Origin of the sequence: Erwinia sp. V71, from assembly GCF_965644245.1 — a bacterium.
In the GTDB taxonomy this organism is placed as follows: domain Bacteria; phylum Pseudomonadota; class Gammaproteobacteria; order Enterobacterales; family Enterobacteriaceae; genus Erwinia.
The window spans coordinates 50,510-61,437 of record NZ_CBFFRK010000017.1 but is presented as its reverse complement, the minus strand read 5'-3'; the positions used below and the strand labels follow the sequence as shown (position 1 = coordinate 61,437).

Here is a 10,928-nt window from a genome sequence, read left to right as displayed (position 1 = left end):
GGACAAACCACATCAATCTTTGCCATCAATCATCCAAAGGGCAAAGAGTACAACAACACTAAGTCTGCGTCACGACCAAATCTTTGGCAGAAAATCGAGCCGGGTAAAAAAAAGAGTCTTGCGATGTTGAAAGATACGAAAAATAAACAATAAAACAGGATAATATGCTGTTTATAATATTTTTATATGACGCGTTTCGTTTCTGCTGGCAATAAGCCAATAATACTGCCTTTTTATCATTTGCTACTGCAAACCTCCTTTCAGCCCTATTTTCTGCCGAATTTAGCCACCTGTCTTGTTTTTACTTACCTGTCAGGTAAAAAAGATGTGAAATAGTTCACCGCGATGTTGCCGGTTTTTCGTTAGTATCATTATCCGAGTCACTGGCATTTAAACAGTATATTGTTCTTTTATTGCCTGCTGTGGAGTGGTTATGCGAGTTGTCATCCTGGGAAGTGGGGTAGTCGGCGTGGCCAGCGCCTGGTATCTGGCGCAGGCGGGTCATGAAGTGACGGTCATCGACCGTCAGCCTGGTGCCGCACTGGAAACCAGCGCAGGAAATGCCGGGCAGATTTCACCCGGTTATGCTGCGCCGTGGGCGGCGCCGGGTGTGCCGCTGAAGGCGGTGAAGTGGATGTTTCAGCGCCATGCGCCACTGGCGATTCGCCTGGATGGCAGCCGTTTTCAGCTGGAGTGGATGTGGCAGATGCTGCGCAACTGCGATATGCGCCACTATCAGCAGAACAAAAGCCGTATGGTACGTATCGCGGAATACAGCCGCGACTGCCTGAAAGCGTTGCGCGAAGACACCGGTATTCGTTACGAAGGTCGACAGGGCGGTACGCTGCAACTGTTCCGCACTGCGCAACAGTATGAAAGCGCGGAGAAGGATATTGCCGTGCTGCAACAGGCCGGTGTGCCTTACCAGCTGCTGGAGGCCGGACAGCTGGCCAGCGTGGAACCGGCGCTGGCGGCGACCAGCCATAAGCTGACGGGCGGTTTGCGCCTGCCGAATGATGAAACCGGCGACTGTCAGCTGTTCACCCAGCGTCTGGCGGAGATGGCGGCAGCCGCTGGCGTGCAGTTCCGCTTTAACAGCGAAGTCGATCAGCTGCTGCGTGACGGCAACCAAATCTATGGTGTGAAGTGTGGCGAGGAAGTGGTGAAAGCGGATGCCTATGTGCTGGCGTTTGGCTCTTATTCCACCACCTTGCTGCGTAATATCCTGCCGATTCCGGTCTATCCGCTGAAAGGTTATTCACTGACCATTCCGCTGAAAGACGAAGCCGGTGCGCCAGTTTCCACTGTGCTCGACGAAACCTATAAAGTGGCTATTACCCGCTTTGATCAGCGTATTCGTGTTGGCGGCATGGCGGAGATCGTCGGTTACAACAATAAACTGTTGCCTGCACGGCGTGAAACGCTCGAAATGGTGGTACGCGATCTCTATCCGACCGGTGGCCATATTGAACAGGCGACATTCTGGAGCGGATTGCGCCCGATGACACCAGACGGTACACCAATTGTTGGCCGCACTCCGCTGAAAAACCTGTTCCTTAATACCGGACACGGTACGCTTGGCTGGACCATGGCCTGCGGTTCCGGCCAGTTGCTGGCAGATATTATTTCCGGCAAAACTCCGGCCATTGCCGCTGACGACCTGTCAGTAATGCGTTATCTTACAGGTTCTTCCGCTACTGATGGCGCCAGGTTACACCGTGCCGACGTCACGCGTTAAGGTTTTTACAAGGAGAAGTTATGTCACGTCCGATTGTCGCAACCATTGATACTGCCGCGTTGCGACAAAATCTGGCCATTGCCCGCCAGGCGGCTCCACACTCCCGCGTCTGGTCAGTGGTCAAGGCGAATGCTTATGGTCATGGTATTGATCGTGTCTGGCAGAGTTTGTCGGACACCGATGGTTTTGCGCTGCTGAATCTGGAAGAGGCGATTTTGCTGCGCGAGCGCGGCTGGAAGAAACCGATCCTGCTGCTGGAAGGTTTTTTCCACCCTGATGAACTGCAGATCCTTGACCGCTATCGTCTGACCACCAGTGTGCACAGCAACTGGCAAATCCAGGCGCTGGCGAATGCCAGCCTCTCTGCACCGCTGGATATCTACGTTAAAATGAACAGCGGTATGAACCGCTTAGGCTTTAAGCCGGAGCAGGTACATAATGCCTGGCATAAACTGCGCGAGCTGAAAAATGTCGCGGATATGACCTTAATGGCGCACTTTGCTGAAGCGGAAAGCGCAGAAGGCATCGAAGAGCCGATGAAACGCATCGAGCGCGCTGCAGAAGGACTGAACTGCCCGCGTTCACTGGCAAACTCCGCTGCCACACTGTGGCATAGGGAAACCCATTTTGACTGGGTACGGCCGGGGATTGTGCTGTATGGCGCATCGCCGAGCGGGTCATGGCAGGATATTGCCGACTGTGGTCTGCGCCCGGCCATGACGCTGAACAGCGAAATTATCGCGGTTCAGAATCTGCAGGGTGGAGATGCTGTTGGCTATGGCGCGCGTTACCGTGCAGCAGGTGAGCAACGTATTGGCGTAGTGGCTTGTGGTTACGCAGATGGCTATCCGCGTCATGCCCCAACGGGCACGCCGGTGGTGGTTGACGGTGTGCGTACCACTACGGTGGGGGCGATATCGATGGATATGATTACGGTGGATCTGACGCCTTGCCCGCAGGCTGGCATCGGCAGTAAGGTTGAACTGTGGGGCAACACGGTGAAAATCGATGATGTCGCCAGTGCTGCCGGTACGGTAGGTTACGAGCTGATGTGTGCGCTCGCCCCACGCGTACCGGTCGAAGTCCGCTAAATTCAGAGCGCGGTGAGGGTGCCGCGCGCTGTTTTACTGCAACGCCAGGCGATAAACGCCAGTATGGCTCCCACCACCATCATCAGCGCCAGTGCGCTTTTCTCGCTTAGCGGTATCGCCATCATCAGTAAACCTGCCGATGAACCCAGCGCCATCTGAATAAAACCAGCCAGTGCGGATGCCACACCTGCCTGCTGCTTATACGGCTCCAGCGCGTAGCTGGTGGCCGGACCGACGGTAAAGGCCAGACCCGTCACTGCAACGCCTACCGGCAACATATACAGCGCCCAGTGTAACTGCCATGCCGCTGGCAGCAGGGCGACGCCGCCGGACAGCATCAGTGCGCCGATCAGCATCGCAAGGCTGCCAATAGCCAGACAAACCGGACGGCCCACTTTGCGGATCATCTTATTCACCAGCACACTGACCAGCATAATCCAGAAGCCGTTAGCGCCAAAGGCGACAGAGAACTGCAGCGGACTGAGTTGTCCTTCCGTCATCAGCACCTGCGGTGCGAGCGAGACATAGGTCAGCACCATACCGAGTGCGCCTGCGTTAGCGAAGGCGAAGGCAAGGAAACGCGGCTGACGCAGGATCTGCCAGTACTGGCGCAGCGGCAGACCTTTCACTGGCTGGGTATCCGCCGGACGGGTTTCCGGCAGGAACAGCACCACAATCACGCCGACCAGCAGCGCATAGGCGGTGAGAAACCAGAATGGTGCGCGCCAGCCAAACGCATCGGCGAGAAAACCGCCCAGCATAGGTGCCAGCGCAGGAACGATATTCAGCGCACCATTAAGAAAACCGTAGGCGCGTGCGGCTTCTTCGCCATTCAGGCGGTCACGCACGCCGCTGAATGCCACCACGGCAGTGCAGCAGACGGCAGTGCCCTGTACCAGGCGGGCGAGCAGGAACATCGGCCAGTTCACGGCCAGTGCGGCAATCACACTGCCGACGATATAAAGCCCGAGACCAATCAGCGCGATCGGTTTACGGCCAAAATTATCGACCAGCGGGCCGGCGACCAGCTGGCCCAGTCCCATTACCAGCAGAAACAGCGGGATCGTGGTCTGAATATGGCTGACCGGTGTCGCCAGACCTTCAGCAATTTGCGGCAGCGTTGGCAGATAAAGATCAATACCAAGCGGCGCGAGAAGAACGAGGCTTAATAACAGTAGTGTGAATTTTTGCATAAGCAGGGTGCGACATCCGAAAACAAGCAGGGCGCACAGGTTAGAGGTAACTTACGGAAAAGAAAAGGGGGAGTTGTTAGTATTTGGTGCGGTGGCGGTGATGTTAATGCACATTACTGCAACGTGCATTAACATCAGCGTAATGGCGCGCAGATTACTGTACTTCTTTACCGCGAATTAATTCACCGGCGGTCTTGCACAGAATCAGACTGTCGGACCAGACGTTCCAGTTGCTGGCATATTGCGCGTCATAATGGGCGCGGGTGGCATAATCATTGCCGCGACGGCCGGATACCTGCCACAGTCCGGTAATACCCGGTTTTGTCAGCGTATAATAGCCTGCCTTGCTGGCGTAACGTTCCAGTTCCACCGCCATAATCGGGCGTGGCCCTACCAGACTCATATCGCCGCGTAACACATTCCACAGCTGCGGCAGTTTATCAAGGCTGGTACTGCGCAGGAACTGACCGAATTCGGTCACGCGCGGGTCCTGCTCGAGACGGAAATCATCTTCCCAGTCGTGGCGTGCCTGCTCGCTGGTCGCCAGCAGCAGACGCTCGTCAGCATCAGTCACCATGGTGCGAAACTTATAGCAGGTAAAGCGTTTGCCATTTTTTCCCACACGCTGCTGACCATAAATCCCTTTGCCACCCTCGCGTGATGCCATACGCCATAACACCAGCATTGCCGGGGCGAGAAACATCAGTAATAAGGCCGCGACGACAATATCAAAACTGCGCTTCAGCGCTTGTGAGGAACGTCGCGCCAGCGCAGGGCTGACGGCGGAAATTGACGAGCTCGCGCGTTTCTGACGATTGTGGGAAATGACTTTTAAATCTTCCATAATAGCGATTCTCTTATAACGAGTGATGGCTATCCTGAAATCATGTTTTTTCCAGGAACCGGATGATCATTGTCAATAATCAATCTGATAAGCGTTATTTTTGAGCAACTTGCGTTGTCAGGCGTAATGCGGAAAACTAAGACTTATTTCACTTTTCTTACGACAACGAGTAACAGTATGCAGGATAAAGTGGAATTAGTTAATAGGGTAATAGTCCTAAAAGAAATAGACTAATGTCTAATTTTTTCGTGGCTTTAATATTATTCCTGGAATTCAGTGCATTGACTTTTTCCAGCAGAAATAATAGCAAAAAAAAGCCGCGATATAATCACGGCATCAGCAGCAATTGTCAGGCAGGTTTTTTCAGCACCCAGCGGTCATGCTGCTTATCATAGTGTCCCACATCAAGATCGACCGGGTTGCCATCGATCCAGGCAGGGACGCTGGTGTCAGTGTCCCAGCCATCCAGCTGATAACTCAGGCCGGGATTGGTGTTGCAGGGAATACTGATAGTCCCCAGATTATCCGTATCCATTTCAGCATCGATAATCTCGTAGCGCCCAATCTTGAGTACGTGACCCATAATATTTCCCCATCAGCAAAGACGTGAATAGTAAGCGTAGTCTTTCCTGACGGGAAATCGAGCCATTTGCTCTCGGATTATTCCTTCTCTTGCGGTACGCGCACACCGATTTTGATCACCTGGTTATCCTCTTTCTCGGCTACTGTCCATATCAGCTCTTTCCACTCAATCTGGTCGCCGACCACCGGTGCACCGCCAATCATATCGAGAATCAGCTGACCGAGCGTCTGCTGATCGTCCATATCGGCATCCAGCTCAAGGCCATAAATCTGCGAAACATCGCGCAAACGGGTATCCGCTTCGAGAATAAAGTCACCAAAGAAGCGTTGATCCAGCGCCACCGGCGGCGATTCGCTGAACAGCTTACCCAGTGCTGGCAGGTCACGCTCACGTCCAATCACACAGAGCACATCGCCTTCCTGCAGGCGGGTGTTACCGGTAGGGTGCAGCAGCTGGTTTTTACGGAACAGCGCGGCAATACGGGTTTCGCGTGGCATATGCAGATCGCGTAATGCTGCACCAACACACCATTTATCTGCACTGAGCTGATAGACAAACTGCTCCCACGGATTTTCCGGATGAATATCGAGTCCGACACGGTTAATCGGCACACCCATCGGCGGCACGATGACCCGCGCTTTACGTGCGGCAAAGCCCAGCGAAGTGCCTTGCAGCATCAGCGAAACCAGCACAACAAAGAAGGCGATATTAAAAAACAGCGTCGCATTGTCCAGCCCGGCCATCATTGGGAAGACCGCCAGAATAATTGGCACGGCGCCACGCAGACCCACCCAGCTGATAAAGAAGCGTTCACGGATATTAAAGCCGCGGAAGGGCAGCAGACCGACCAGTACAGAGAGCGGGCGCGCGACCAGAATCAACCACAGTGACAGCAGCATCGCTGGCAGTGCGATATGCCACAGATCGGACGGAGTCACCAGTAAGCCCAGCACGAGGAACATGCCGATCTGGCTGAGCCATGCCATACCATCGAAGGTTTGCAGGATACCGTGGCGGTTACGAATTGGTCGGTTACCAAGGACATAACCACACAGATAGACCGCCAGAATCCCGCTGCCTTCCAGCACAGTGGTGAGTGCAAAGACGAGGATGCCACCGCTGACCGCCAGCAGGGGGTAGAGGCCACTGGCAAGGGAAATGCGGTTGATCACCTGTAACACGGCCCAGCCGCCGCCAAGCCCCAGCACAATACCGAGGCCAAACTGCTGTACCAGATGCACGACAAACATCCAGCTGAGGCCGGTTTGCCCCTGCTGTATCATTTCGATAAGCGTGATGGTCAGAAACACGGCCATCGGGTCGTTGCTGCCGGACTCGATCTCCAGTGTCGCATTGACACGCTCGTTAAGGCCTTTATCACCTAACAGAGAAAATACCGCTGCAGCGTCGGTGGAGCCGATAATCGCGCCGATAAGAAAACCCTGCATTAAATCGAGATGAAACAGCCAGGCAGCCATCACGCCGGTGAGGCCAGCGGTGATAAGTACACCGACAGTGGCGAGGGAAAGTGCCGGGCCCAGCGCCACCTTAAACGAACTGGCCTGGGTACGCATGCCGCCATCCAGCAGAATAATCGCCAGCGCGAGGTTAGAGACCAGATACGCCACCGGATAGTTATCGAAAGCGATGCCACCAATACCGTCAATGCCCGCCAGCATGCCGAGCACAAGGAAGATCACCAGGATAGGAATGCCAAGACGCGAGGAGAAAGAACTTAGCAGAATACTCGACGCGACCAGCACGGAACCGATGATAAACAAACTATAAATCGCGCTGGCGTCCAATGGCGGGTCTCCTGGTGTCTGAAAGGGTGGGTATTTTTACAGTGTGTAAAACGCAGCGATGAATGTCAAAAATTATTGCTAATGCAATGTTTTTCACCGGGAAAATACCGGGCATAGTATAAAATACCAGACATTATCAGCCGGTAAACGCACGTCAGAAGGCATATTTAGCAGGTTATTAAGCGAATTGAAGCGCTTGCGCAGCAAATGGGCCAGCCAGACAGGGCGTCTGGCTGGTGACGGAGATTAATAACTCTCTTCAGCCTGCTTATGGAACAGCTCGCGGAATACCGGATAAATGTCCTCCGGCTCGCGGATATGCTGAATGGCGAAATTATCAAACGTCGCCTGCAGGTGTTCATACTCACGCCACAGCGTCTGGTGCGCACGGCGGGTGATCTCGATATAGCTGTAGTAGCGTACCACCGGCAAAATATTCTTCGCCAGAATCTCATGACACAGCGGTGAGTCATCTGCCCAGTTATCGCCATCCGACGCCTGCGCAGCGTAGATATTCCACTGTGCCGGATCGTAACGCTCTCTCACCACTTCATCCATCAGTTTCAGCGCGCTGGAGACAATGGTGCCGCCGGTTTCCTGCGAATAGAAGAACTCCTGCTCATCCACCTCTTTCGCCTGCGTATGGTGGCGAATATACACCACTTCCACATTCTTATAGGTACGGATCAGGAACAGATACAGCAGAATATAAAAGCGCTTCGCCATATCTTTGGTGGCCTGGTCCATTGAACCGGAAACGTCCATCAGACAAAACATCACCGCCTGACTGGAAGGCTCCGGGCGTTTCTCAAAGTTTTTATAACGCAGGTCAAAGGTGTCAATAAATGGCACCCGCGCGATACGCGCCCGCAGCTCGGCGATCTCTTTGCGCAGACGCTCCTCTTCCAGCAACTGCACCGGTTCGGCTTTTGCCACTTCTTCCAGCGCATCTTCCAGTTCGTGCAGCATACGCCGTTTGCCCGCACTCATCGCCGTGCGGCGCGCCAGCGAGTTCTGCAGTGAACGCACCACGCTGATATTGGCCGGCACACCATTGGCGGTATAACCCGCGCGATGGGTTTTGTATTCGTTGAGCTGACGATGCTGGTTTTTTTTCAGATTGGGCAGGGCGAGATCCTCAAACAGCAGGTCGAGGTACTCATCTTTGGAAATCTGGAAGACGAATTCATCCTGACCTTCACCATCCTGACTGGCATTGCCCTGACCACTGCCAGAACCGCCACCACCACCCTGCGGACGCTCGACACGGTCATTCTGCACAAAGTGGTCATTGCCCGGATGCACGCGATGGCGGTGGCCGCCGCGTCCCTGATGGAAAACCGGCTCATGAATATCGTCCACCGGAATGGAGACGGATTCACCACTTTCCACGTCGGTAACCGAACGCTTGTTAATGGCCTCGGAGATCGACTGCTTGATTTGCGACTTGTAACGGCGCAAGAAGCGCTGGCGGTTTACCGCGCTCTTGTTTTTACCGTTCAGCCGCCGATCGATAAAATAGGCCATAGTCCCCCCAACATTGCAAGCAGGTCGGGCGTACCCGACCTTTCCGATTTTGTATCCTTACCTGTTCTGGTTTACATCAGCGTCAACTTTAAGACGATTTACGTACCCGCAGGTACCATTCGCACAGCAGGCGCACCTGTTTACGGGTGTAGCCTTTCTCCATCATACGGTCAACGAAATCGTCGTGTTTTTTCTGCTCATCCGTAGATGTTTTCGCGTTGAACGAAATCACTGGCAACAGCTCTTCGGTGTTCGAGAACATTTTCTTCTCGATAACCGTGCGCAGTTTTTCGTAACTGGTCCAGTTCGGATTACGACCGTTATTGTGTGCCCGGGCGCGCAGCACAAAGTTCACGATCTCATTACGGAAGTCTTTCGGATTACTGATACCGGCAGGCTTCTCAATTTTTTCCAGTTCCGCGTTCAGGGACTCACGGTCAAACAGCTGGCCGGTATCCGGGTCGCGATACTCCTGATCCTGAATCCAGAAGTCCGCATAGGTCACATAGCGGTCGAAAATATTCTGTCCGTACTCCGAGTAGGACTCGAGATAGGCGGTCTGAATCTCTTTGCCAATAAATTCAGCATATTTTGGAATCAGATAACCTTTCAGGTGCTCCAGATATTTCTCCGCCAGCTCCTGCGGGAACTGCTCGCGTTCAATCTGCTGCTCCAGTACGTAGAACAGATGCACCGGGTTGGCGGCCACTTCGACATGGTCGAAGTTAAATACCCGCGACAGAATTTTAAACGCGAAACGCGTCGACAGACCGTTCATGCCTTCATCGACACCGGCATAATCGCGATACTCCTGGTAGGATTTCGCTTTCGGGTCGGTATCTTTCAGGCTCTCGCCGTCATAAACGCGCATTTTCGAGTAAGTGCTGGAGTTTTCCGGCTCTTTCAGGCGCGACAGAATCGAGAAGCGCGCCAGTGTTTCCAGCGTGCCCGGGGCGCATGGCGCATGGGACAACTCACTGTGGTTAAGCAGTTTCTCGTAGATTTTGATCTCTTCGGAAACCCGCAGGCAGTAAGGCACCTTGACGATATACACACGGTCAAGGAACGCCTCGTTGTTTTTGTTGTTACGGAACTGGACCCACTCTGATTCGTTGGAGTGCGCCAGAATAATGCCGTTAAACGGCAGGGCGGAGATCCCTTCAGTACCGTTGTAGTTACCTTCCTGGGTCGCGGTCAGCAGCGGATGCAGCACCTTAATCGGCGCTTTGAACATCTCGACGAATTCCATGATCCCCTGGTTGGCACGACACAGGGCACCGGAGTAACCGTAAGCATCAGGATCGTTCTGCGCGTGGTTTTCCAGTTTACGGATATCCACTTTACCGACCAGCGCGGAAATATCCTGGTTATTCTCATCACCCGGCTCGGTTTTGGCGATCGCCAGCTGCTGCAGAATGGACGGCCAGACTTTCACCACTTTAAAGCGGGTGATATCGCCGCCAAACTCCTGCAGGCGTTTTGCGGCCCACGGCGACATAATCGTGCCCAGATAACGCCGCGGAACACCGTACTCTTTATCGAGAATGTTGGCATCTTCCTGTGGATTGAACAGGCACAACGGATGGTCGTTGACCGGGCTGCGTTCGCCATCTGCGCTTAGCACATAGATAGGAACACGCTGCATCAGCGATTTCAGGCGTTCAGCCAGCGAAGATTTACCACCACCGACCGGACCCAGCAGATACAGAATCTGTTTCTTCTCTTCAAGACCTTGTGCGGCGTGTTTCAGGTAGGAGACGATTTGTTCAATCGCTTCCTCCATACCGTAAAATTCTTCAAACGCCGGATAGCGCGCCACGACACGGTTGGAAAACAGGCGGGAAAGGCGTGGCTCCAGGGCAGTGTCGACCATCACAGGCTCACCAATAGCCATCAATAGTCGCTCCGCCGCGTTGGCGTATGCACTGCGATCCTGCTTACAGACGGCGAGGAATTCCTGCAGTGTAAACTCTTCATCCTTGGCAGCTTCATAACGCTGACGATAGTGATCGAATATATTCATAGCGATGCCCGTCCTTTCGTTTTTAGCACAGGTAATAGGAGCTTAAAAAAGATCTGGCTGCTCCCGGAAGATATTCTCTATATGAGTACAGCAACCCTTATGCCAACCTGACGTTTTTTTATCG

8 protein-coding genes are annotated in these 10,928 nt (G+C 53.7%); 2 read left to right on the top strand and 6 right to left on the bottom strand.

Translation table 11 applies throughout. The annotated features are described in order from the left end of the window. The first annotated feature begins 433 nt into the window (after nt 1-433). Nucleotides 434-1,738 (top strand): D-amino acid dehydrogenase, encoded by a 1,305-nt coding sequence (locus ACSZO1_RS06380; protein WP_437610650.1) that lies wholly within the window; start codon nt 434-436, stop codon nt 1,736-1,738. Between the two features lie 20 nt (nt 1,739-1,758). After that, nucleotides 1,759-2,829 carry a catabolic alanine racemase DadX gene (gene dadX / locus ACSZO1_RS06375; RefSeq protein ID WP_437610648.1) on the top strand — a complete coding sequence of 357 codons (1,071 nt, stop codon included), beginning with the start codon at nt 1,759-1,761 and terminating at the stop codon, nt 2,827-2,829. Nucleotides 2,830-2,831: 2 nt separating this feature from the next. Here dadX and ACSZO1_RS06370 read toward each other — a convergent pair whose 3' ends face one another. The 6 genes from ACSZO1_RS06370 to yeaG form a co-directional block, all read right to left on the bottom strand. Further along, entirely contained in the window at nt 2,832-4,022 is a 1,191-nt protein-coding gene (locus ACSZO1_RS06370; protein ID WP_437610646.1) for a multidrug effflux MFS transporter, read from the bottom strand. Nucleotides 4,023-4,176: 154 nt separating this feature from the next. Further along, complete coding sequence (locus ACSZO1_RS06365; RefSeq protein WP_437610644.1) at nt 4,177-4,866, bottom strand: sugar transferase; 690 nt, start codon at nt 4,864-4,866, stop codon at nt 4,177-4,179. A 349-nt stretch (nt 4,867-5,215) separates the two neighbouring features. Next, complete coding sequence (locus ACSZO1_RS06360; protein ID WP_437610642.1) at nt 5,216-5,449, bottom strand: DUF1480 family protein; 234 nt, start codon at nt 5,447-5,449, stop codon at nt 5,216-5,218. Between the two features lie 77 nt (nt 5,450-5,526). Continuing rightward, nucleotides 5,527-7,254 carry a potassium/proton antiporter gene (locus ACSZO1_RS06355; RefSeq protein ID WP_437610640.1) on the bottom strand — a complete coding sequence of 576 codons (1,728 nt, stop codon included), beginning with the start codon at nt 7,252-7,254 and terminating at the stop codon, nt 5,527-5,529. Nucleotides 7,255-7,500: 246 nt separating this feature from the next. Beyond that, nucleotides 7,501-8,781, bottom strand: coding sequence for a YeaH/YhbH family protein (locus ACSZO1_RS06350; RefSeq protein WP_437610638.1), 1,281 nt, complete (start codon nt 8,779-8,781; stop codon nt 7,501-7,503). Between the two features lie 88 nt (nt 8,782-8,869). Next, nucleotides 8,870-10,804, bottom strand: coding sequence for a protein kinase YeaG (gene yeaG / locus ACSZO1_RS06345; RefSeq protein WP_437610636.1), 1,935 nt, complete (start codon nt 10,802-10,804; stop codon nt 8,870-8,872). Nucleotides 10,805-10,928: the final 124 nt, after the last annotated feature.

Coding starts and splice junctions, on each gene's coding strand:
- ACSZO1_RS06380 (WP_437610650.1), top strand. CDS start 434: ATGCGAGTTGTCATCCTGGGAAGTGGGGTAGTCGGCGTGGCCAGCGCC.
- dadX (WP_437610648.1), top strand. CDS start 1,759: ATGTCACGTCCGATTGTCGCAACCATTGATACTGCCGCGTTGCGACAA.
- ACSZO1_RS06370 (WP_437610646.1), bottom strand. CDS start 4,022: ATGCAAAAATTCACACTACTGTTATTAAGCCTCGTTCTTCTCGCGCCG.
- ACSZO1_RS06365 (WP_437610644.1), bottom strand. CDS start 4,866: ATGGAAGATTTAAAAGTCATTTCCCACAATCGTCAGAAACGCGCGAGC.
- ACSZO1_RS06360 (WP_437610642.1), bottom strand. CDS start 5,449: ATGGGTCACGTACTCAAGATTGGGCGCTACGAGATTATCGATGCTGAA.
- ACSZO1_RS06350 (WP_437610638.1), bottom strand. CDS start 8,781: ATGGCCTATTTTATCGATCGGCGGCTGAACGGTAAAAACAAGAGCGCG.
- yeaG (WP_437610636.1), bottom strand. CDS start 10,804: ATGAATATATTCGATCACTATCGTCAGCGTTATGAAGCTGCCAAGGAT.